The organism is Microbacterium sp. K35 (assembly GCF_004794375.1).
GTDB lineage: Bacteria > Actinomycetota > Actinomycetes > Actinomycetales > Microbacteriaceae > Microbacterium > Microbacterium sufflavum.
This window is the reverse complement of record NZ_SSDM01000372.1, coordinates 34,992-56,567: the sequence shown is the minus strand read 5'-3', so window position 1 is coordinate 56,567 and position 21,576 is coordinate 34,992. Positions and strand designations below refer to the sequence as shown.

Below are 21,576 nucleotides of genomic sequence, written 5' to 3'. Positions count from 1 at the left end.
CCCCGACGCCACCGCCGCCGCCGCGTCGGGGTCGAAGAAGGCGGCGGAGATCGTCTGCTCGACCGCGTCCAGCGTCGCCGTCGTCACGCGTTCCCCGCGCGACTGCGCGAGCTGTCCCGCCGCCTGCGCCAGCCGTCGCGTGAGGGCGCGCCGCTCACGTCCGAGCTTCGCCAGCGCTGCGGCGTCGAGGTCCGCCTGCGCCTCCCGCAGCTCGGCGGCCAGGCTCAGCGCCTCCCCCAGCTGCTCCGCCCTCTCCCGAGCGAACACGTTCACGACCCACGCCGCGACCGAGGGCTTGCGCAGCTCTCGCACGGCCGCGGCGGTGGCGGCATCCGCGGTGTCCTTCGCACGAGCGGTGCGAGCCGCCACGAAGTCGCCCGGCGACGCCGCGTACAGGTCCGCGACGATCTCGTCGAACGTGGAAGCCGCCATGCGCCCACGATACGCGGCACCAGACCCTACTCGATCGTGAGGTGTCCGCCCCAGTCGGAGCCCACGAGCGTCTTGGTCCCGAAGGTCCCGTCGCCGAGACCGCTATACAGGTAGACCTCGCCCGCAGGGGTGCGTCCGAGGAGGTCCGCCCGGCGGTCGCCGTTGTAGTCGACCCCGCCCGTGAGCGCCGTGAACTCGATCCACCCTTCGCCGACGACCCGAGCCGTCTGGAAGCCGTAGTTCGCGCCACGGTAGAAGTAGAGCGTCCCGGTGTCCGACGCGGCGATCAGGTCGCCCTTGCCGTCGTTGTCGAAGTCGCCGCCCACGATGAAGTGGAAGCCCTCCCACCCGACGCCGAGTGTGGTCACGCGCCCGGTGAAGCCGCCGGAGCCGTTGCCTTCGTACAGCGACATCGCCCCGTTGGGGGCGACGCCGATCACGTCCTGTCTGCCGTCGCCGGTGAAGTCGGCGCCGGAGACGATGTGCAGCAGGCCGTACCAGCCGTTCCCGATCGCGGTCCCGGCCGCGAATCCTCCCGCACCGTTCCCGGCGTAGAACTCGAGCGTGCCGTCGGATCTCGCCGCGATCAGGTCGGCCTTCGTATCGCCGTTGAAGTCGGCGTGGGTGACGTGGCGACGGCTGCCGCCCCAGAGTCCGAGGGCCGTGGTCGCCGCGGCGAACGACCCCTGGCCGTTGCCGGTGCGCAGACGCAGGTCGCCGTTGCCGGCGACCACGAGCACGTCGGCGTTGCCGTCGCCCGTGTAGTCCGCGGAGGCGACGGTGCCCGAGCCGGTGCCGAGACCGGGGAAGAACAGCGGGATGGTGGCACCGCGCGTGACGTTCGACAGGCACGTGAAACCGTTGTTGATCTGCGAGTAGACGCGGCCGTTCAGCCAGACCTCGAAGTGCAGGTGGTAGGCGGCGGAGTTGCCGGTGTTGCCGACCACGCCGATCTGCTGGCCCCGCAGCACGCGGGTCCCCGGCGGGTACCACGCGGTGCTGGCCATGTGGGCGTAGCGGGTGACGTAGCCGCCCGCGTGCTCGATGTCGGTGTAGTTGCCGTATCCGCCGTTCGACGTGCGCGTGCGGACGACGCCGTCGTAGGCCGCCAGGATCGGGGTGCCGCCGTTGCGTGAGATGTCGATGCCGTCGTGGGCGCGGTAGTTGCCCAGACAGCCGTCACCGACCTTGGACTGGATGTTGCCAGACGCCGGGTAGACCATGTAGCCGTCGGGCGCGGCGGCCGCGGCCGGGTCGCCCGTGGTGAACGCGGGAGCCAGGGTGCCGAGCATCACCGCGAGCACGGCGACGATCCCGATGCGGCCAAGGCGCAAGCGGGACGTGCGCTTCATCGTGACGTTCTCTCTTGCTCAGCGGCCCCAGGGACATCATGTCCACCGCGGTCACCGTACCAAGCGCGGAGCGCGATACCCGTCAACGCCACCCCGCGGGCGACGGATCGGTCGGGGCGGGTTCCGGCGCTGTCCGCGTCAGAGCAGCTCGTGGTCGAAGAAGTCGCCTCGGGGGAAGATCGCGACCGGAGGCTCATCGGGTTCGGCGTCGTGCGGTTCGACCGAGATCACGACGTGACTCATCGGGGAGACGAGCACGTTCACCCGCGACCCGTCCGCCACGGTGAAGGCGACGAACCCGCCTCCCGCCCGGACCGCGGCATCGATCTCCTGCTTCATCCCGTCCGCCGACTCACCGGGTGCGAGCACGAAGCCGACATCGTTCACGACGATCCGCACGCGCGCCGTCCTCTTCGCCTCATGTGTCACTGCCGTCACCTGTCCCGTCTGCGCGTTTCCGAGGCCCGCCTGTCCGGCGACAATAGGCCTCCGGTTCCTCGCACCGAAGGGGGTTGCGCCGATCAGGGATGAGAGGCAGAGGGCCTCGGAGCGGTGTACGGTCAGCACTATGGGCAGACTCCGCTACGACGGTCATTCCGACCCGATTCTCATCGAGGATGAGACCCTGGCGCACCTGAAAATCGTGATCTCCACGAAGCTCCGTCGACAGGAGAGCTTCATGATGACCTGGCTGCCCGTCGCAGCCGGGGTGGACAAGCGCGCGACGATCTGGATCCACCCGGCCATCCCGCTCCAGTTCGGCTTCGACGCGGCGGAGCCGCCCCGCATCGACCCGCACCGCGTGCAGGAGATCATGCAGGCGCTCAACTCCTCCGGCGAGCTCGTGCTGGACGCGCTCACCGCGCCCCGCTGAACGGACCGCCGTTCCGCCCACACGGATCAGTCGTGGTTCCCACTCTCCTTCTCTTCGGACTGCTCATCCTGGCGATCATCGTCGGGGCCGCCTTCCTGCGCCCGTGGCTGAACCGCAGCACCGCGGCCGCAGGACGCCGCGCGGGCGACCGCTTCGCGCGAGACCAGCTCGACAAGGCCCTCGCCGAGTTCGGTCGCACGCTGCAGATCCACGCGCCCGCCCCGGAGGCACGAGAGCTCCTGACGATGGCAGCGGCCGCCGGCAAGGACTTCCTCCCGCTGGATGACGGCGCCATCGGCATCCGCTTCGTCGACCCCGACGACACCGTCGTGCGCGTGACCGCCGACCCGATGGGCGCGGTGCTGCGCGTCGAGACCTTCCGCGAGTACATGGGGTTCCCGCAGACCACGGCGCTGTGGACCGAGCTGCGCTCCCGCGTCGCGGCGGCGGCGGGGGCGCGGGGCATCACGGTGTCCGACGGGCCGCCGGTCTCGTACGTCCGTGGCGCGCTGCTCGACGATCGCAATGCCCGCTGGTCGCGCTCCGGATGAACCGTCCGTCGGCACCGCCCTCCCCGGTGTGAAGAGGGGCTCACGATCCACAGCCGGCGCAACTAGGCTAGGACCGCGTCGCGCCCGGCACAGCGTCCGCTGAGGACACGGTCGCGACGTGCGCCGGGCGGCCTCCTCGTCCGTGCGTGCGATCCCGTTCGGCGGTCGGAGCCCCCGCTCCGCGTCCGGACACGCCAGAAAGGCCCAACCATGAGCGACTCCCCGGACGGCTCCCGCGACGAGCGGTCGCCGGACTTCTTCGACCAGCTGATCGAGACGGCACCGCGCGACCAGCAGTCGTCGTCGGCGTCGAACGCCGCGTTCACGATCGGCTTCCGCGGCTACGACAAGGGCGAGGTCGACGCGGCGCTCGCCTCCCTGCGGGCGCAGGTGCAGCAGCTGTCCGACCAGCTCGCCGAGACGCAGACCAGGGAGACCGAGTCGGTCGAGGCCATCCGCGCGGAGGAGCGTGAGGCGCGCGAGGCGCTGGAGAGCGAGCTCGCCGCCGCGAACGCCAAGGCCGCCGACGCCGAGCAGCAGGTCGCCACGCTGACCTCCGAGCTCGTCGACACCCCGCAGCCCGATGGCGAGGAGGCGCCGTCTCGTCAGCAGTTCGAGGCGATCCTGCGCGTCGCGGAGGAGCAGGCGAACGTGCTGATCCAGAACGCCGCCGTGCAGGCCGACCGGCTCATGGCGGCGGCGCGCGAAGAGGTCGCCGCGCAGCGCGCCGAGGCCGAGGCCGACGCCGATCGCATCACTTCGCAGGCCCAGCGGGACGCCGACCAGGTGCGCCTGAAGATGGAGACCGAGTACACGGCCCACGAGGCGCGCATCGAGCGGGAGGCGTCGCACGCCGCCGAGAAGGTGAACCAGGCGTCGCAGGAGGCCACCGCGATCCGCACGGAGGCCGAGAAGGGCGCGGCGGCGCTGCGTTCGCTCGTCACGAGGGAGACCACGCAGCTGCGGGCGGATGCGGAGCGCGAGGTGCGCGAGATGAACGCCCGCGTGCTCGAGTTCGAGGAGACGCTGACCCGTCGCCAGGACGACGCGCAGCAGGAGTTCCTGGTGCTGCACAACCAGGCCGTCGCGCACGCGGAGCGCATCACGACCGATGCCAACGAGCAGGTCACCGCTTCCCTGGAGCACGCGCAGCGGATCTCCGCGAAGGCAGACGACTACGAGCGGCTCATGCGGTCGCAGGCGCAGGCGATCGAGGCGGACGCGCAGGTGCGCGCGAGGGAGATCCTCGACCGCGCCAGGGTGAAGTCGCAGAAGATCGTCGATGCGGTCACCGGTCACACGACCGCGGTGCTGCACGACGCCGAGGACCGCACGCGGCAGCTGCGCTGGCAGCAGCAGCAGCTGTCGAGCTTCATGGCCGAGGTGCGCGAGCTCATCCGCCCCGACGGCATCTTCAGCGACGATGCGCTGCCCTCGTCGATTGCGGTCGCCGAGGCCACGATCGACGACGAGGACGAGTCGGGGTCGGAGGCCACCGAGACGGTCGTGGAGACGTTCCTGGGCGACGAGGTGCTGGACGACGAGCTCGACGACGACAGCCCGCTCGAGAAGATCACGATCGACGTGGTGGAGACCGACGACAGCAAGCGGTAGAGCCGGACACGACGAAGGCGCGAGCAGCTCTCTGCTCGCGCCTTCGTCGTGTCGTCGGTGTGGTCAGGCCCTGGCCCGGCGTACGCGGCGGCGTCCGGAGCGCGGCACGGACCGGAGCCCGGAGCGCGGTGCGGGCCGCGTCGCAGCGTCGAGTGCGTCGCAGGCGTCGTCGAGCGAGGCGTAGGTACCGAGGTCGGTACCGCGCTCGTCGCGCAGCACGTGTGCGGCGCCGTCGAACTCGACGAAGCCGGCGAACTCGCCGCCGCGGGTGGCGACGTGCACGTCGATGTCGGCCTGCTTCCAGGTGAGGGGGTCGGACGGAGGGACGGTGGTGGTGCTCATGGTGATGCTCATTGCTATGTGGCGGGCACGCAGGGCGGTCCGCAAGTGAGGAGATCGAAGGCGGCGTCGCGCGCGTCGATGTGCGCGAACCGTGGATGGGCCCTGATCAGTGGCGACGCGGCGGCCGAGAGGGGCGAAACGCACACGTTGCATCGTCAGTCTAGCAGAGATGCCGTGACGACGGGTTCGGGGGCGCGACGGAGGAGGTGGGGACATCGCTCCGCCGCGCACGCTGCCGAGCGAGAGTTCGTCAGGCAGCGGTTGCCGGGGCGACGGGGAATCGCGCGCGCGGCGTGGTCGACGATCGGGCGCTGGGGACGCTCACGATCGCGATCCATCCAGTGCATCACGGGATTGGTCAAGTGTCAAGTTTTTCTTGGATGAGTGTCCAGTTTTTACTTGACGACTGTTCAAATCCGCGACGGTGCCCACTAGCATGACCGATACCGAACGCAGGGACGGAGTCGAGACGAGACGATGAACACAGCGATCAAGAGGGCCGAGCGCGCCGGAACCGACAAGTTCGCCCTCCGTCGACGGAGCCTGGCGGAGGCCGCGCTGGAGGCGATCGCCGAACGCGGGTTCGCCCGCACGGGGCTGCGCGAGATCGCCCAGCACTCCGAGCTCTCCCACGGCTCGCTGCACTACTACTTCACCGACAAGAACGACCTCATCGCGGAGGCCGTCCGCATCTCGCGCGGCCAGCCGGCCGAGCGCTACGCCGCCATCATCGAGACGGCGACCACCCCCGACGAGCTCGCCGGGCGCGTGGCCGACGAGATGGCCAGGAGCCTGAAGGACGACGCGTCGCTGCACCGCCTCTGGTACGACCTGCGCAATCAGGCACTGTTCGAGTCCGGCTTCGGCGACACGATCGAGCAGATCGAGCAGATGCTGCAGGAGGCGATCGGCGAGGTGCTCGCGCGCTACGCGGAACTCGCCGGGAAACCGTGTCGCTTCGACGCCACCCTGGCGTACGCCCTGACCGACGGCATGCTCCAGAACGCCCTCATCCGCCATCTGCGCGGCGACGCGGAGGCGATCTCGCGACTGCGTCAGGAGTGCCTCGCCCTGTTCGCCGCCTGCGTCTGAGCGGCGCGGCGCCTACGTCCCCACCGGCGCCTCGGCCTCGCGCGTGACCGGCGGTCGGAGCACGAGCACGACCACGACGGCTGCCAGGATCAGTGCGGTGAGCGTCACCGGGACCGGCAGCACCGGATCCAACAGCACGAGTGCCGCTCCGGTCGGCACCACCGTGTTGACCACACGGTCGGCGTTCTCCTTGATCGCGATCCACCAGACGCCGAGGAGGAACACCGCGATGGGGACGGTCACGGTGAACGAAGCGGCCATGCCCGACAGGTGGCTCTCACCGGTGAGCACGTCCAGCTCCACCTCGATGCCTGCCGAGAAGGCGGCGGCCGCCGCGAACACGAAGTAGTGCGTGTAGCCGTACCGCAGCGACCGGCGGAACGAGGTGATCGCGCGGTGATGCGGCGGCCAGAAGTAGATCCACCAGAGCGAGGCGGTGACCACCAGCGTGAGCACCGAGATTGCGATCAGCGGCCCGAGCGCCTCGACCTCGTCGAGCGCGTCGATGATCGCGTTCGCCGAGGCGAGCAGGCTCTCCCCCAGCACGATGAGAGTGAACAGCCCGTAGCGCTCTGTGATGTGGTGCCGGTGCCACGGGGTCTGCCGGCGGTATTCGGCGAACACCGGAACGGAGATCTCGATGAGGGCGAACACCACGAACGCCACGAGCTGGGCGGGCCCCGTCGGGATCAGGAGGAACAGCACCCAGAGCACCTGCACCCCGGCGATGCCCGACGCGTACCGGCGGGTGGCGGAGCGCAGCGCACCGGCCGACCGTGAGGCCCTGAGCCACTGCGCGACCATGGCCACGCGCATCACGACGTACCCGATGACCGGCACGGTGAAGTCGCCCTCGTCGAAGGCCCGCGGCACACCGGCCGCGAGGATGAGCACCCCGCCCATCTGCACGAACGTCGTCACGCGGTAGAGCCAGTCGTCCGTGTCGAACGAGGTGGCGAACCACGTGAAGTTCATCCACGCCCACCAGATCGCGAAGAACACCATCGCGTACGACGTGATGCCGTGGACGAAGTCCCCGTGGGAGAGGGCGTGGTGCAGCTGCGACGAGGCGATGCTCACGGCCACGACGAACACCAGGTCGAAGAACAGCTCGAGGGTGCTCGCGGTGCGATGCGGCTGCGCCGGGTCACGGGGCAGCATGGTGCGCAGGCGAGAACGAGGAGAGGGTGGGGGCGCCGTCACGGCGTCAGGATAGCGCCCGGGCCGCGCCCGACCGCGCACCACCCGCGACGGGGTTTCATCCATTCCCCGGATTTGTCTTCCGTTTCATAGCCGGTTCCGCTACAGTGTTCCAGGTCTGCAGCGCCTGCTGCACGAAGCCGCCGGTTGGGACGGCGCCTTCGACTCCGAGATGTGGGATCACGGAGTTCCAGCAGGACCCGAGGGGTCGGGACGCAGACGACTGCCGTGAACGTGGGGTTCACGGTCTGGGGATATCAAACTGGGGAAATCAATGTCGCACTGGGGAATTCTGCGTACATTCACGGCTCAAGGGGCCTCGGCATGACGTCCGTCGAGGATGCTCTGAGCATCTCTCGCACGGGATTCGTTCCGGCCACCGCTCCGCGGGCCACCACGTCGTCCACGCGCCCGGCGACCACGCCGCGCGTTTCGGCGACGCTGGAACGGCGTCGGCAGTGGGAACGTCACTATCGGATGCGGCTGCGGATCACGGATGCGGCTGTCATCCTGATCGCCGTCGCTCTGACGGTCGCGGTCCAGCTGAACTCCGGCGTCGTGGCGATCGAGGCGGGGCGCAACGCTGCTCTGCTCAGCCTCGCCTGGTATCTGATGCTGTCGGCGCTCAACACCCGCGACGCCGCCATCTTCGGTTCCGGGGCCACGGAATACCGCCGCGTGGCACACGCCAGCGGCCTGGCATTCGGCATCACCGCTATCGCGGGCGTCCTGCTGGCGTGGGAGGGACTGCAGCCGCTGTTCCTCGTCGCGCTCCCTGTCGGGACGTTCGGGTTGCTCGGCGCGCGCTGGGCCTGGAGACGGTGGCTGCAGCGCCGCCGGATCCGGGGCCAGTACGCGTCGCGCACCCTGGTGGTCGGCGCGACCGAAGACGTCGAGTATGTGATCACGTCTCTGCAGAAGGGCGCAGAGAACGGCTACCACGTCGTGGGGACGACGCTGGTCGATCGCAAGGCCGGCGCGTTCGCGATCGGGGAGAGCATCTACCCGGTCGTCGGCGATCTCGACAGCGTCGCCGCCGCGGCGGCCCAGCTCGGGGCGGACACGATCATCGTGGCGAGCCGTCCCGATGGAGACCCCGACTTCGTCAAGCAGCTCAGCTGGCAGCTCGAGGGCACCGCCGCCGAGCTCGTGCTCTCGAGCCGACTGACCGACGTCGCCGGTCCTCGCATCTCGCTGCGTCAGGTCGACGGCCTGCCGCTGATCCAGGTGAAGATCCCGACGTACGAGGGCGGGGTGCACGTGCTCAAGCGGGCGCTCGACATCTTCGTCGCGACGGTCGCGCTGATCCCGATCGCCCTCCTCACCCCGGTGCTGATGGCGCTCATCAAGCTCGACTCGCCCGGACCCGCGTTCTTCTTCCAGGAGCGCGTCGGCCGCGACGGCCGCCGCTTCAAGATGGTGAAGTTCCGCTCGATGAAGACCGACGCCGAGCAGCAGCTCGCCGCCCTCAAGGCGCAGAACGACGGCGCCGGTCTTCTGTTCAAGATGAAGGACGACCCCCGCGTCACCCGCGTGGGAAAGGTGCTGCGCAAGCTGTCGCTCGACGAGCTGCCGCAGTTCTGGAACGTCCTCACCGGCGACATGAGTGTCGTCGGGCCTCGTCCGCCGCTTCCCAGCGAGGTCACGGCGTACGACGGCACCGTGTTCCGCCGCCTGTACATCAAGCCCGGCATCACGGGCCTGTGGCAGGTGTCCGGGCGCAGCGACCTGTCGTGGGACGAGAGCGTGCGCCTCGACCTGCGGTACGTCGAGAACTGGTCGGTCATGAATGATCTGCAAATCATGTGGCGGACCGCGAAGGTGATGATCCAGCCGAAGGGGGCTTACTGATGGATGACGAAGGACAGGTGATCGAGGGCGAGAAGGCGCCCGCGACGCACCGCAGACGATGGATCGCGATCGGTGCCGTGGCACTGCTCGCGCTGGGCGCCGCAGGGGTTGGCGTCGCCCTCGTGACGAACAACGGCGGAGCGCCGTCGGCCTCGTCCACCCACAAGCCCGTCGACGACGGCGACGAGGACAAGGCGGCATCCGAAGATCCGCTGAAGTCCGTCCCGAAGGTGGTCGACGGCCCGATGAGCGATGACCAGGACGCCGAGGTCAAGCGGGCGACCGCGGCCGCCGACGCCGTGGTCGCCGCCCTCGACGAGGTCAGCCAGCGCGGCGACGGCTCGGCGGTCGGCGTCGACGCGGTCGCGACCGGCTGGGTGCTCGGCGAGGTGCAGTCCCACGCACGGGAGCAGATGGACCTGGGCTACACGCAGACGGGCAAGGCGGTCGTCACGAGCGTCACCCCGACGGCGGTGGACCTGGCGTCCTCCCCCGCGACCATCACCCTCAAGGTGTGCGTCGACGTGTCCGACATCGACGTGAAGGACGCGGCGGGCAACTCGCTCAAGGACTCGCTGTACAACCCCGGCCACCCCGTGGCCCACATCTACGGAGCCGTCTTCGAGGACGACACCTGGAAGATCTCGTCGCACGAGATCCCCGACGTTCAGGACTGCCCCGCAGCCTGACCTCCCCCACACCCCCCGGGGGATCGCCGATCTCTCGAACACCCGAACGTGGCTCACCCGCACCTGGAGCGACTCACCCCCGAGTCGCTCCAGGCGAGCCTCACACCCGAAGAAGGACTCCATGAACACTGCAGCACCCGCGCGGAGAGTGAAGGCGACCCGCGCAGCCGCTGGCGCCATGATCGCCGCGGCCGTCCTGGTGGGCTCACTGCTCACCCCGCTCGCGGCGAACGCCGCACCCCCGGCACTGCCGGACGGCCTCTCTCAGGAGACCGCCGCCGCGTCGTGCTGGGAGATCAAGCAGAACTACCCGCAGTCCACCGACGGCGTGTACTGGCTGGTCACCCCGGCGCTCGTCGCGCCGGAGCAGTTCTACTGCGACCAGACCACGTCCGGCGGCGGCTGGGTGCTCATCGGCCGAGGCCGCGAAGGCTGGAAGGAGGGGTACAACGGTTTGCGCACCGCAGCCCAGATCCGCAACACCCCGACCGGCACCGACGCGTTCCAGCCGGCACAGCTGCCGGCGGCGACGGTCGACGGACTCCTGAACAACGGCCGCGTCGACGCGCTGGCCGACGGCATCCGCCTGCGCCGCGCCACCAACACGGCCGGCACCACGTGGCAGGAGGGCCGGTTCACGTTCACGCAGCGCGATCGCTGGGTGTGGACCTTCGGCGCCGAGCACCGCGTGAAGAACTACAACTTCGACGGCTCGACCGGCACCGGCGGCCAGACCAACAACTTCGGCAACAACAACCAGCTGCGCCGCGTCGTGTTCAGTGAGCAGGCGTCGCACAACTACATCAACGGCTGGGCGTTCGGCTCGAGCATCGGCGGCAGCACCGCGGCCACCTCGTACCTGTGGGCCCCGTCGGGCCAGGGCTACGCGCGGCCGTTCACGCAGGTCTTCCTGCGGCCGCAGCTGAAGCTCGCGAACCTCGACTTCGGCGCCGTGCCCGCCTCGGGCACGCCCGCCTCCACGGTCGCGGCCATCCCGGAGAGCAACGCCATGACCACCGTCTGGGGTGTCTCCGGCTTCGCCAACGGCAGCAGCGGCGAGCTCAACACCGAGGTGGCCGAGTTCGGCGAGGTCGCCGGCAAGGTCTTCGTCGGCGGCAACTTCCGCTACGTGCAGCGCAACGAGGGCGGCACCGGTCAGGTCGAGCAGCCGTACCTCGCGGCCTTCGACGTGAACACGGGCGAGTGGGTCTCCACGTTCCGTCCGCAGCTCAACGGTCAGGTCAAGGCCATCGCCGGTCTGCCCGACGGGCGCGTCGCGATCGGTGGACAGTTCTCCACGGTCAACGGCACCCCGCAGGCGGGCATCGCGATCCTCGACCCCACGACCGGGCAGCTCTCGGGCTGGCAGGTCAACGCGGAGCACCGGGCGACCGGCAGCGTGCCCTACGTGCGCGACCTCGACGTGCAGGGCGACTTCCTCTACGTCGCCGGTGCCATGACGCACCTCACCGCGGTCGGCTCCACCATCAGCGCGAGCACCTGGAACGGCGGTCGCATCAACCTGACGACGGGTCGTCCCGACACCAACTGGAACGCGTTCCTCAACGGCAGCTCGATCGCCGTCGACGCCTCCGACCAGGGCGACCGCACCTACTTCTCCGGCTACTTCAAGATGAAGCAGACCACGTCCACGCCGAGCGCGGCCGCCATCCAGACCGCCGCGGGCGCCCCGCTGGTCGACCCGCTGTGGGTGCCGAAGTTCAGCAAGGCCACGCTCAACGCGGACGGCTCCTACTCCGGCAACATCTGGCAGCTCGGCGTGACCGAGGCCGGCGGGAAGGTGTGGCTCGGCGGCTCGGAGCACTCGCTCTTCGCCTACGACCGGAACACGTTCGAGCGCGTCAGCGGGTCGATCACGAAGGTCGGCGGCGACTTCCAGACGGTCGAGCACAACGCGAACCTCGTGATCGGCGGCTGCCACTGCGGCCACTGGGTCTACCAGGACGCGTACTCGTGGAGTGACGTGGGCACCGGCTGGACGCAGGCCGACAAGATGAACCTGATGGGTGCGTGGGACGCGCAGACCGGCAAGTTCGTGGCCGCCTGGTCGCCCGTCGTGCAGGCTCGCGCCGGCTACGGCGCCTGGGGCACGTTCTTCGACAGCACCGGCGTGCTGTGGGCCGGCGGCGACTTCAGCCGCTCGGTCAGGGCGGGCGAGGTCAACCAGTGGTCGGGCGGGTACATCCGCTTCGCCCCGCGCGACACCACCGCTCCCACGACGCCGGGCGCGATCACGGCGACCCCCGGCAACGGAGGCACCGAGGCGACGCTCACCTGGGCGGCCTCGACCGACACCGGAGGCGTGACCTATGAGGTGCTGCGCGACAACCGGGTGATCGCGTCGACGACATCGGCCACCTACACCGTGCCGATCACGGAGACCCCGACGAACTACTTCGTCCGGGCACGCGACGCCGCGGGCAACCGTTCCGCGAGCACGGCGGCCTACGTCGCGCAGCCCGCACCGGCCTCGGCGCTCACGTTCATCGAGAACGGCTCGACCTGGTCGTGGCGGTACTCGTCCGACGCGCTGCCGTCCGACTGGAACACGCTCGCGTTCGACGACGCGTCGTGGAACACCGGACAGGGGCTCTTCGGCCGGGGCGTCTCGTCGGCGACGACGAACATCGACCCGACGAACCTCGCGACGAAGCCGCTGAGCGCGCAGTTCCGCAACGAGTTCCAGGTCACGAACGCGCTGAGCGTGGTGAACGGCAGCATCTCGGTCATCGCGAACGACGGCGTGGTGCTGTACCTCAACGGCGTCGAGCTCGGACGGGTGCGGATGCCCGCGGGCACCCTCACGCAGAACTCCTACGCGAACGGCGTCGTGTCGCACACGACCGCCGCCGCGAACCGGGTCGTGTTCGAGGTGCCGCAGGGCGTGCTCGTGGACGGGACGAACGTGCTGGCCGCCTCGGTCCACGCGAACTACCGCACCACTCCGGACCTGAGCTTCGACCTCGCCTTCACGGCGGAGCGCGGCCAGGCGCCGGCGGCTCCGAACCCGGTCACGGGTCTCTCGGGGACCACCACTCTCGATTCCGCCACGCTCACCTGGACCGCCCCCGCGAGCGGCACCACCCCGCAGTCCTATGTGATCAGCCGGGGCGGCCAGCAGGTCGGCACGACGGACGCCGCGACGACGACGTTCACCGAGAGCGGCCTGACCGCCGCCACGGCGTACGACTACAGCGTGGTCGCGGTCGGGATCGGCGGTCTCGCCTCGACTCCCGCGACGGTCCAGGTGACGACGGCGACTCCGCCGTCGGACAACGAGCTGCCGGTCAGCGTGCCGAGCGGTTCGGCCTGGTCGTGGCGCTACTCGGCCGATCCGCTGCCGGCGGACTGGAACGCGGTGGCGTTCGACGCCTCCTCGTGGGCGAGCGGCTCGGCCGTCCTCGCCCGCGGGGTCGCGACGGCGGCGACGAACATCGACCCGACGAACCTCGCAACCAAGCCGCTCAGCGCGCAGTTCCGGCACTCCGTCACGGTGACGGACGCCGCGAGCGTCGCGAACGGCACGGTCACGGTTACGGCGGACGACGGTGTCGTGGTATACCTCAACGGGGTGGAGCTCGGGCGGGCGAACCTCGGGGCGGGGACCCTGACGCAGAATTCGTATGCCACGGCGGCACCGCGGGCGACCACGGCTGCGGCCAACAAGGTCACCTTCGCGGTGCCCGCCAACCTGCTCGTGGAAGGGACGAACGTGATCGCGGCGTCTGTGCACGCCAACTATCGCGGAACTCCCGACCTGAGCTTCGATCTCGCATTGGACATGCCTCGTAAATGACGAAAATCTCCTACGCAGACGCGCGTCGAGCGCTCGCCTCCGCACAGAAAGCGGGGGCGGGCGTTCCCGCGTACCTGCGCTGGATCAATCGACCGCTCGGCGGCAGGGCCGCCGTGGTCGCCGCCACCTGGGGCGCCAGCCCCAACGGGGTCACGGCGGTCAGCGCGTTGTTCGGCCTCGCGGCCGTCGTCGTGCTGGCCGGCGTCACCGCGTGGTGGGCGGGGCCGCTCGCCGCCGTGCTCCTCCTGATCGGGTACATCCTGGACTCCGCCGACGGCCAGCTCGCGCGCATCCAGAAGCGCGGCGGCCCCGCCGGCGAGTGGCTCGATCACGTGGTCGACGGTGTGCGGGCCCCGCTCGTGCACATCGCCGTCGCGGTGCACCTGCTCCGCACGGACGCGTGGCCGTGGTTGGTGCTGGTCGCCGGCCTGTTCTCGGTGCTCGTGTCCGGCTGGTTCCTCTCCCAGCTCCTCGCCGAGAAGCTCCTCCCCAAGACTCCCCCTTCCCCGGACGACGGACGCCGTGGCATCCTGGAGTCGTTCGTCAAGCAGCCTCAGGATCCCTCCACGACGTATGTCGTCCTGGCGTTCATCGGACTGCCGTTCGCGTTCGCGGTGCTCTACACCGCACTGTTCGTCTGGCACGTGCTGATCTTCGCCGGCTCGCTCCGCCGCAAGTACACGCAGCTGACCGCACTCTGAACCTGGACGCATCCGCATGGCACTCATCTCTTCACCGAGCCGTTCGCTGATCGCAGCGACCGGTCAAGACCCCAGCCTGGAGGTCGAGCCGAGATCGCTGCCCGCCTGGCCGGTGCTGACCGTGCTGTGGGGCTACCCGCTGTTCTGGCTCCTCGGGATGCTGCCCTTCGCCTCGGTGATCATGGCGGTGCCCATGGTGGCGCTGCTGATCATGCGGCGGCGCATCCTCATCGTCCCCGGCATCCTGCCGTGGATCGGGTTCGTGCTGTGGATGATCCCGTCGGCGCTCATGATCGATCAGCTCGGTCGCGGCGTCGGCCTCGGCGTACGCATCAGCCAGTTCCTCGCGCTGGCGATCATCATGGTTTACATCGTCAACGCGCGCAGCTCGCTCACGCCCAAGCGCATCTTCAACGGGCTGACCTTCATCTGGCTGTTCGTCATCGTGGGCGGCTACCTGGGGATGCTGTTCCCCGAGGTGCAGCTGACCATGACGATCGGTCGGCTGCTGCCGGACGCGATCTCGAGCAACGACTACGTGTCGGAGCTCGTGTTCCCGACCCTCGCCGAGATCCAGACGCCGTGGGGAGCTGCCGAGCCGTTCGTCCGCCCGTCGGCACCGTTCTCGTACACGAACGGCTGGGGAGCGGCGATGGCGGTGCTCACCCCCATCGCGATCGGCACGGCGATCGGCCACCGCACCGCGCGCGCCATGTGGTTCCTGGTGATCGCCCTCGTCGCGGCGATCCCGCCGGCGATCGCGACCACGAACCGCGGCCTGTTCCTCGGCATCGCGGGCGCGATCGTCTACGTCCTGTTCTGCCTGCTGATCCGCGGACGCTTCCTCGCCTTCTTCTGGGTCACCGTGCTGGGCATCGCCGCGGCCGTCATCCTCTTCCTCTCCGGGTTCCTCGACGGGATCGTGGCGCGCCAGGAGACGGTCGACACGACCGAGGGGCGCGGCAATCTCTACGCCGAGACCTGGGAGCGGACACTGCAATCGCCGGTCATCGGGTGGGGGGCTCCACGACCGAGCACATGGAGCGAGATCTACGTCGGCACGCAGGGCGCGATCTGGAACGCCATGTTCTGCTTCGGGCTGGTCGGCCTCGTCCTGTTCCTCGGGATGATCGTGATGGGCGCGGTGCGCACGTTCGACGCGCCGAACCTGTCGGCGGTGTGGATCCACGCCAGTGTGGTCGTGGCGGTCGGCCTGTCGATCTTCTACGGCCTGGACAGGCAGCTGGTGTTCGTCGGCATCGCCCTCGCGGTGCTGCTGCGGGAGAAGTATCTCGGCAAGTCCTCGTACTGGACACCACAGCCGACGCCGTTCGCGAAGGCGGCGAATGAAGAGTGAGGGGCTGGCGAAGAGTGGTCTGATCAGCCTGTTCGGCTCCGCTTTCGCCGCCCTCGCCGCCCTGCTGCTCACCGCGATCGTCGGTAACACCCTCGGTGCCGACGGGACCGGTCTGTTCTTCCAGGCCATGGGGATCTTCACGATCCTCACCCAGGTGCTCCGGCTCGGGACCAACAGCGGCATCGTCCGCTTCATCGCCGAGCAGCGCGCCTTCCACCGCGCCGGGGCGGAGTGGCGCATCGTGATGTTCGCGCTCGGACCGGTCGCGGTGGTCTCCGGGCTCGTATCGCTCGCGGTCTGGCTGCTGGCCGACGCGCTCGGAGACTGGCTGGCGACCCCGAGCGACTCGGCCGCTCTGGCCGACCTGATGCGCGCGATGGTGCCGTACGTGGTGGTGGGTGCTCTGATCGGCGTCCTGCAGATCGCGGCGCGCATGCTTCGGGGCGTCACTGCCTTCACGCTGCTGCAGAGCATCCTGCTCCCGGCCAGCCGACTGCTGACCGTGCTGCTCGCGGTCTCGGTCGCCGGGGTCAGCGCGTGGGGTGCGTTCGAGGCGTGGCTGCTGCCGCAGCCATTCTGGCTGGTCGTAACGCTCGTGGTGATCGCCGCGCCGTTCGTGCGCGACTTCCGCCGTCGCCGGGAGAGCACGCCGGGCACACGACCCACGATGGGTGAGTTCTGGCGGTTCAACGCCCCGCGCACGGTGAGCTCCGGCCTGGAGACCGCGCTCGAGTGGTCGGACGTGCTCATCATCGCCGCCCTCGCCTCGCCCTCCGCCGCGGGCGTGTACGCGGTCATCACCCGTGCCGTGCGCGCGGGTGGCGTGGTCGACAAGGCGATGCGCGTGGCGGTGTCGCCCACGATCTCCGCTCTCCTCGCCCGCGAGAACTACGCCGAGTCCACACGACTGCACACCAAGGTCGTGCGGGCGATGATCCTGATGAACTGGCCGTTCTACATGCTGCTCATCTCGATGGGCCCCGCGGTCCTCGGTATCTTCGGCTCGGAGTTCCGCTCCGGCTGGGGTCCCATGGTGCTGCTGGCTCTGGCGATGATGTTCCAGACCGCGTGCGGCATGCTGCAGAGCATCCTCCTGCAGGGCGGGAAGAGCACGTGGCAGATGTACAACAAGGCGATCGCGCTGGCTGTGAGCATCGGAGGCAACCTCGCCCTCGTGCCGCTCCTGGGGGTCTGGGGTGCCGCGATCACCTGGGTCATCGTGATGCTGGCCGACAACCTCATCGCCGCCGTGCAGGTGCACCGCCTGATGCATGTGGACCTGCAGCCCTCGAAGCTGCTCGTGCCGATGCTGCCGCCCGTCTTGATCTTCGGCGGGGGCGGACTCCTGTTCACGTGGTTCGCGGGGTCGAGTCTGCTCGTGCTGCTGGTGGCCGGTGTCGTGCTGTGCGCGGTTTACGCCGCCGTGCTGTGGCTGTTCCGGCACGCCCTGCACATCGAGACGCTGTGGCGCCGGATCCCGTTCCTCGGCCGCTGGGCCTGACGGGAGTCCGGCGCCCGAGCGTCAGCGCCGCAGCTTGGTCGCGATGATCGCAGCCCCGCTGCGGAACAGGCGCGGGACGAAAGCGAACCACGGCGCGCGGCGGACCGGCTGCTCGAGCAGGGCGCGCACGGTGTCCGCCCCCGGCGTGGCGATCGTCCCGGGGGCTTCCGCGCTGCCGGAGAGCGCGCGGTCGAGCTGGGCGGCGAGTTCAGCGGAGGACAGGGCGCGCCGGATGATCCCGAGCTCGGCCATCTCCGCGCTGAACACGAGCTGGTGATCGTCGACCACCTCGCCGTCTCCGGGCACGCGCGGCACGACGATCGGCACGATGCCGAGGGCACGCATGTCCATCACGCCGCCGGCGCCGCCCTGGAGCACGACCGCGTCGGCCTCCCGGCACAGCGTCAGGAGTTCGGTGTAGGGCAGGATCTCGACGTTCTCGGCGCCGTCGACCGGAGCGGACGGGCCGTGCTGCATCACGAGGCGCACGCCGGGGTTCCGGTGCAGCCACTCCTCCACCCACTGCGAGAGCCGGTCGAAGGGCAGGTGGTACGTGCCGGCGGAGACGACGACCAGCGGTGCGCTCACAGCACGACCCCCACGTTGCGCGACCCGGGGTAGAACCGGCGCATCCGCTCCCACTGCACGAGGAACTCGTCCGCGAACGGGTAGACGAGTCGCCCGCTGAGGCCGGGTGAGGTGATGCGATCGACGGGCTCCAGGTACACCGTCCGCGCCCCGAAGAACCGCGCCTGGGTGAAGAACGGCAGGGCGATGGCCGCGCCGGTCGAGAACACGATGTCGGGCCGCTCCTCGGCCAGCACGCGTCGGGCGAGACCGAAGTTGCGCAGCAGATTCGGCACGTTCCGCACGGTCGGGTAGTGGATCTCGTACACCTTCTCGTCGGCGAGGCGCGAGCGCGCATCCTCCACCGGGAACGTGGCCCAGCACCGCTCGTGCTCGCCCCACCAGTCCCGCAGCGCCAGCGCCTGGGTCAGATGTCCGCCGGAGGAACAGGCGATGAGGATCTTCATGGCGTCAGATCCCCCGGCCGAGCTTCTGGACGACCTTCGTGATCGCCTGCGGGGTCACGAGCTTCCACGAGATGGCGATCGCGAGCGCCGCCTTGACCTGCTTCGGGTTGTGGCGGAGCGCGCGCCAGGCCCACGAGCGGGCCTCCTTGCCCTGCCCGGCCGAGGCCAGGGAGAACGCGACCTGGGCCTCGATGCGACCGAGGGCCGCGGGGATGGTCGCGAAGTCGGGGTGCTTGCGCAGGAGGTACTGCAGGGCCTCGGCGTACGCGGCCCACTTCCCGAAGTAGTACGACTGCCCCGTCCACAGCACGCGCACCAGCGGCTCGTTCACCACGGTCACGAGCCCGAGGGAGGAACCGCGCAACAGGATGTCGTAGTCCTCGCCGTAGCTGCGCGGAAGCTCCTCGTCGATCAGTCCGAGCTCGCCCAGGAGCACCTCGCGCCGGAACATCAGGCTCGACGAGTGCAGGCCGGGGTTGCGGTTGCGCAGGAAGTCCTCGTGAGTGAGGTCATCGGATGGCACACGGCGGACGATGCGGTTGGTGCCGTCGTCGACGACCATGGCGGTGCCGACGATGATCGCCTCCGGCTTCTCCTCGAAGCGGCGCAGCTGCGCGGCGAGCTTGCCGGGGAGCCACTCGTCGTCGTCGTCGAGGAAGGCCACCAGCCGCCCCTCCGCGGCCAGGATCCCCGAGTTGCGCGCGCCGGCGAGTCCGCGGGTGCGGGTGTTCGAGATGCCGCGCACCGTCCACCCCTCCGGCACTTCGACGTCCGGCACCTCGATCGGGCAGGCGTCGAACACGATGACGACCTCTCCCGTGGCCGAGGTCTTCTGCGCGAGCACGCTCTCGACGCCGAGCTTCATCAGCTCCGGTCGGTTGTGTGTCGGCAGGACGACAGAAACATCCAACTGCATGGTCACTCCCCTTGTGTGACGCGTCCGACCCACGCCGTCGGCGTGCGTCGGAATCCCCTGAGATGCACCGGGCCCCATCCCGGCGCGAAGTTCGCACTGCCATCAGCGCGGACTTCGGGTTAGTATAGCGGCTGGCGTCTCTACGGGGAGAGGCGCTTCTGAAGGGGAAACCAACTGGGGAAGGGGATTTCGTCGTGCCAGAAAACACTGACACACGACGTGTTCGGGTCGGAGTCGTCGGCGTGGGGAAGATGGGGCTCTCCCATCTGTCCATCGTCCGGGCTCTGCACAACGTGGAGCTGGTGGGCGTCGTCGACGCCACGGACTACCTGCTCGACGTGCTGAACAAGTACACGGGGGCGCCGACGTACTCGACGCTCGACAAGATGCTCGACGACGCGGCACCGGAGGCGGTGATCATCGCCACGCCGAACGCCTCGCACGCTGCACTCGTCCGCAGCGCGCTCGAGCGCGGTGTGCACGTCTTCTGCGAGAAGCCGCTCACGCTGAGCGCGGCCGAATCGCTCGAGCTCGCCGCGCTGGCCGCCGAGCGGGGGCTCATCGCACAGGTGGGCTTCCACAACCGCTTCATCGCGACGTTCCAGGAGGTCAAGCGCCTGCTCGACGCCGGAGCGCTCGGTCGTGTGACGCACGTCCTGGCCGAGGCCTACGGGCCCGTCGTGCTCAAGCCGAAGGGCTCGACCTGGCGCACCAAGCGGTCGACGGGAGGCGGATGCGTCTACGACTACGCGGCACACCCGCTCAACCTCGTCAACTGGTACCTGGGCACGCCGGAGCGCGTCCGCGGATCGGTGCTGAACAGCATCTTCTCCGCCGACATCGACGACGAGGTCTACTCCACGCTCGACTACCCCGACGGCCTGAGCGTTCAGCTCTCGGTCAACTGGTCCGACGAGTCCTTCCGGAAGATGTCGACCTCGGTCACGATCTCCGGCTCGCAGGGCCGCATCATCGCCGACCGCCAGGAGTTGCGCGTCTACCTCCGCGAGGGGGCGACGATCCCGGCGGGCTATCGTGCGGGGTGGAACATCTCCTACACGACCGACCTCACCGAGCAGGTCGCCTTCTACCTCCGGGGCGAGGAGTACAGCGCGCAGCTGGCATCGTTCGTCGATGCCATCGCGGCGGGCGAGACGGAGGCGCGGGAGAACGGCTTCGCCGGAGCGGCCGAGACGGACCGCGTCATCGAGTGGATCCTGCAGGATTCCGCTGCCGCTGCGGAGTCCGCACCGGCACCTGCCGTGGTCGCCGCGGCACCCGCGGCGAAACGCGGACTGTTCGGACGCGGGAGGAAGGCATGAGCGAGATGACGACGACGACCATGGATCGGCTGCTGCTGGGCGACAACCAGTTCTTCGGCATCAACCACATGTCGGAGGAGAAGGCGCGGGCGCAGGCCATCCGCTTCCAGGACACCCAGGCGATCATCGACGTGGTCGACATCGCCCTCGACAACGGCATCCGCACCCTCATGTGCACCACGCACGAGCGCATCGCCGAGGTCTGCGATCACATGCGCGCGAACCCGCAGCGGTACGCCGACTACCGCTTCTACCCGTGCATGCCGTACGCGCACAAGTACGCCAACGCGGTGACCGACAACGGCATGCTCGGCGCGCTGAAGCAGTTCCTCCCGGAGGAGGGTCTGCTCAACGCGGCGGTGCGCGGCGGCAAGTCGTTCATGAAGAAGGACATCGAGGGCATCATCACGCTGCTCGTCGACGCGGAGATGAAGATGTTCCAGGGCCTCAACACCCCGGTGGTCTTCCTCCAGAACGTCGTGGTCGACCTGATGCTGGGACTCGGCTTCGACGAGGCCTTCGCGATCTTCGATCGTCACGTGCGCGAGCGCTACAACGCGGAGCCCGGCTTCATCACGATGAACCTGCCGATGCTGCTCGACACGCTCGACCGCGTCGGAGTGAAGAACCCGATCGTGTGCGCGAACATCAACGAGATCGGCTTCCGGATGTCCGGCGGCATCGAGGCGTACGAGCAGGCTCTGCGTGAGCGCCCGTTCCGCCCCGTGGCCATGTCGGTGTTCGCGTCCGGGGCCATCCCGCCGCGGCGCGCCCTGGAGTGGATCCACGACCACGCGAACGTCGAGTCGATCGTGTTCGGCGCGTCGTCGCGGTCGTCGATCGAGAGCACCACGGGAATTGTCAGGGAGCTTTGGGGGAGCGACGCCGTATAGTAGGCGGACAACACCCGTCCACAGGATGCATCGAGGGG

General features: G+C 69.3%; 19 protein-coding genes and 1 pseudogene. 12 read left to right on the top strand and 8 right to left on the bottom strand.

Annotated elements, in window-relative coordinates; all coding sequences use genetic code 11:
- The 3 genes and pseudogenes from DW299_RS19250 to DW299_RS15650 all read right to left on the bottom strand — a co-directional run.
- Positions 1 to 432: pseudogene (locus DW299_RS19250) on the bottom strand (transposase); the annotation flags it as partial.
- 26 nt (positions 433 to 458) lie between these two features.
- A complete protein-coding gene (locus DW299_RS15655; protein WP_136029387.1) occupies positions 459 to 1,784 on the bottom strand; it encodes a VCBS repeat domain-containing M23 family metallopeptidase in 1,326 nt (441 codons plus the stop codon).
- Positions 1,785 to 1,922: 138 nt separating this feature from the next.
- Positions 1,923 to 2,183, bottom strand: coding sequence for a hypothetical protein (locus DW299_RS15650; protein WP_136029385.1), 261 nt, complete (start codon positions 2,181 to 2,183; stop codon positions 1,923 to 1,925).
- A 169-nt stretch (positions 2,184 to 2,352) separates the two neighbouring features.
- Between DW299_RS15650 and DW299_RS15645 the strand changes: the two genes are divergently transcribed.
- The 3 genes from DW299_RS15645 to DW299_RS15635 all read left to right on the top strand — a co-directional run bounded on the left by DW299_RS15645 (position 2,353) and on the right by DW299_RS15635 (position 4,823).
- Positions 2,353 to 2,658 carry a DUF7882 family protein gene (locus tag DW299_RS15645; protein ID WP_136029383.1) on the top strand — a complete coding sequence of 102 codons (306 nt, stop codon included), beginning with the start codon at positions 2,353 to 2,355 and terminating at the stop codon, positions 2,656 to 2,658.
- Positions 2,659 to 2,690: 32 nt separating this feature from the next.
- Entirely contained in the window at positions 2,691 to 3,209 is a 519-nt protein-coding gene (locus tag DW299_RS15640; protein WP_136037117.1) for a hypothetical protein, read from the top strand.
- 210 nt (positions 3,210 to 3,419) lie between these two features.
- The gene (locus DW299_RS15635; RefSeq protein WP_136037116.1) at positions 3,420 to 4,823 is read left to right on the top strand and encodes a DivIVA domain-containing protein; all 1,404 of its coding nucleotides are present in this window, start codon (positions 3,420 to 3,422) and stop codon (positions 4,821 to 4,823) included.
- Positions 4,824 to 4,886: 63 nt separating this feature from the next.
- On the opposite strand, the gene DW299_RS15630 is transcribed toward DW299_RS15635, so the two are convergent.
- Complete coding sequence (locus tag DW299_RS15630) at positions 4,887 to 5,165, bottom strand: hypothetical protein (protein WP_136029378.1); 279 nt, start codon at positions 5,163 to 5,165, stop codon at positions 4,887 to 4,889.
- A gap of 477 nt (positions 5,166 to 5,642) precedes the next feature.
- Between DW299_RS15630 and DW299_RS15625 the strand changes: the two genes are divergently transcribed.
- On the top strand, positions 5,643 to 6,257 hold the full coding sequence (locus tag DW299_RS15625) for a TetR/AcrR family transcriptional regulator (RefSeq protein WP_136037115.1): 615 nt from the start codon (positions 5,643 to 5,645) through the stop codon (positions 6,255 to 6,257).
- A gap of 12 nt (positions 6,258 to 6,269) precedes the next feature.
- Here DW299_RS15625 and DW299_RS15620 read toward each other — a convergent pair whose 3' ends face one another.
- The gene (locus DW299_RS15620) at positions 6,270 to 7,418 is read right to left on the bottom strand and encodes a low temperature requirement protein A (RefSeq protein ID WP_136037114.1); all 1,149 of its coding nucleotides are present in this window, start codon (positions 7,416 to 7,418) and stop codon (positions 6,270 to 6,272) included.
- A 363-nt stretch (positions 7,419 to 7,781) separates the two neighbouring features.
- Between DW299_RS15620 and DW299_RS15615 the strand changes: the two genes are divergently transcribed.
- From DW299_RS15615 to DW299_RS15590, 6 genes are all read left to right on the top strand, one after another.
- On the top strand, positions 7,782 to 9,308 hold the full coding sequence (locus DW299_RS15615; RefSeq protein WP_136037113.1) for a sugar transferase: 1,527 nt from the start codon (positions 7,782 to 7,784) through the stop codon (positions 9,306 to 9,308).
- Complete coding sequence (locus tag DW299_RS15610) at positions 9,308 to 9,997, top strand: hypothetical protein (protein ID WP_136029370.1); 690 nt, start codon at positions 9,308 to 9,310, stop codon at positions 9,995 to 9,997. The genes DW299_RS15615 and DW299_RS15610 overlap by 1 nt, the downstream gene beginning before the upstream one ends.
- Before the next feature lie 121 nt (positions 9,998 to 10,118).
- Positions 10,119 to 13,814: a fibrinogen-like YCDxxxxGGGW domain-containing protein gene (locus tag DW299_RS15605; protein WP_136037112.1), complete on the top strand. Its 3,696-nt coding sequence runs from the start codon at positions 10,119 to 10,121 to the stop codon at positions 13,812 to 13,814.
- Positions 13,811 to 14,515, top strand: coding sequence for a CDP-alcohol phosphatidyltransferase family protein (locus DW299_RS15600; RefSeq protein WP_136029366.1), 705 nt, complete (start codon positions 13,811 to 13,813; stop codon positions 14,513 to 14,515). Before DW299_RS15605 ends, DW299_RS15600 begins: the two co-directional genes overlap by 4 nt.
- A gap of 16 nt (positions 14,516 to 14,531) precedes the next feature.
- Positions 14,532 to 15,872, top strand: coding sequence for an O-antigen ligase family protein (locus tag DW299_RS15595; RefSeq protein WP_136029364.1), 1,341 nt, complete (start codon positions 14,532 to 14,534; stop codon positions 15,870 to 15,872).
- Positions 15,862 to 17,373, top strand: a complete 1,512-nt coding sequence (locus DW299_RS15590) for a lipopolysaccharide biosynthesis protein (protein WP_136037111.1) — start codon at positions 15,862 to 15,864, stop codon at positions 17,371 to 17,373. Before DW299_RS15595 ends, DW299_RS15590 begins: the two co-directional genes overlap by 11 nt.
- Positions 17,374 to 17,394: 21 nt before the next feature.
- Here DW299_RS15590 and DW299_RS15585 read toward each other — a convergent pair whose 3' ends face one another.
- Genes DW299_RS15585 through DW299_RS15575 form a run of 3 tightly spaced genes read right to left on the bottom strand, consistent with a single transcriptional unit; the run spans position 17,395 to position 19,323 of the window.
- Positions 17,395 to 17,961, bottom strand: coding sequence for a glycosyltransferase (locus DW299_RS15585; protein ID WP_136037110.1), 567 nt, complete (start codon positions 17,959 to 17,961; stop codon positions 17,395 to 17,397).
- Positions 17,958 to 18,407, bottom strand: a complete 450-nt coding sequence (locus tag DW299_RS15580) for a glycosyltransferase family 28 protein (protein ID WP_136029358.1) — start codon at positions 18,405 to 18,407, stop codon at positions 17,958 to 17,960. Before DW299_RS15580 ends, DW299_RS15585 begins: the two co-directional genes overlap by 4 nt.
- A 4-nt stretch (positions 18,408 to 18,411) precedes the next feature.
- The gene (locus tag DW299_RS15575; protein WP_168387168.1) at positions 18,412 to 19,323 is read right to left on the bottom strand and encodes a glycosyltransferase family 2 protein; all 912 of its coding nucleotides are present in this window, start codon (positions 19,321 to 19,323) and stop codon (positions 18,412 to 18,414) included.
- 194 nt (positions 19,324 to 19,517) lie between these two features.
- Between DW299_RS15575 and DW299_RS15570 the strand changes: the two genes are divergently transcribed.
- Together DW299_RS15570 and DW299_RS15565 are read left to right on the top strand one after the other, a co-directional pair.
- On the top strand, positions 19,518 to 20,645 hold the full coding sequence (locus DW299_RS15570) for a Gfo/Idh/MocA family protein (RefSeq protein WP_205814420.1): 1,128 nt from the start codon (positions 19,518 to 19,520) through the stop codon (positions 20,643 to 20,645).
- Entirely contained in the window at positions 20,642 to 21,538 is an 897-nt protein-coding gene (locus tag DW299_RS15565; RefSeq protein WP_206251847.1) for a hypothetical protein, read from the top strand. Before DW299_RS15570 ends, DW299_RS15565 begins: the two co-directional genes overlap by 4 nt.
- The last annotated feature ends 38 nt before the right edge of the window (positions 21,539 to 21,576 follow it).